Source organism: Psychrobacter sp. 1Y4 (assembly GCF_051847555.1).
Genome location: NZ_JBPYDE010000434.1, coordinates 1 through 768, shown reverse-complemented (window position 1 = coordinate 768; position 768 = coordinate 1). Strand labels below are relative to the sequence as shown.

At 47.4% G+C, this 768-nt stretch carries 1 pseudogene; it reads left to right on the top strand.

What is annotated here, in order from left to right:
* Positions 1–664 (top strand): annotated as a pseudogene (locus tag ACS8FC_RS16795) (Xaa-Pro aminopeptidase); the annotation flags it as partial.
* Positions 665–768 lie beyond the last annotated feature (104 nt).

Below are 768 nucleotides of genomic sequence, written 5' to 3'. Positions count from 1 at the left end.
GCGCGAGCATCCTAAAATATATATTTATGACCGCAGCAGCAAAACGCGCAATCTAGTCGTCAATGCTGAAGGCAGTAATATGTCAGCGTCATTTTCACCTGACGGCCAACACCTGCTCTATAGTTCAACCGTCGGTGGCAACGCGGATATCTATGAGATGCGCCTGAGCGATGGCGAAACCAAGCAATTAACGACGCTACCGAGTACTGAGGTACAGCCTAGCTATGCGGCTGACGGTAAAAGCTTTGTCTATACCAGTGACAAAGTCCGTGCAGGCCGTCCCCGTATCTATCGCTATCACTTCGCGACTGGTCATGCCGTACCTGTGCCGACCAATGGTTATGTCGCCAGTCCTCAGCTCAGTGTAGATGGTCAGCGCATGGCTTACCTAAATGGACGCAAGGCTGCTGTCATGACACTGGCGACTGGACAAGTGCTCAATCTGGCAGAAACTGGACTTGATGAACCCGCCCGTCTATCTCCTTCTGGAAGTTATGCGGTCTATCCAACGCGTCATTCAAAAATCAGCGGGCAAGTAGGCGGTCAAAGTCTAGGAAGTCAAAAAGGTGGCGATTTGGTTATTCATTCGCTCTTGGGGAACACAAGTTACGCTATCAATAGCCAAAATGGTGGCGTCGTACGCTCACCGATATGGGGTCGTTAATAGCAACAGCTATATATTATGTAATGAAATGTATATATAATCATGAGCAAAGCAACATAAGTTGATTATAAAAATAGAAATATAACGGCATCAAGTCGAGCAAT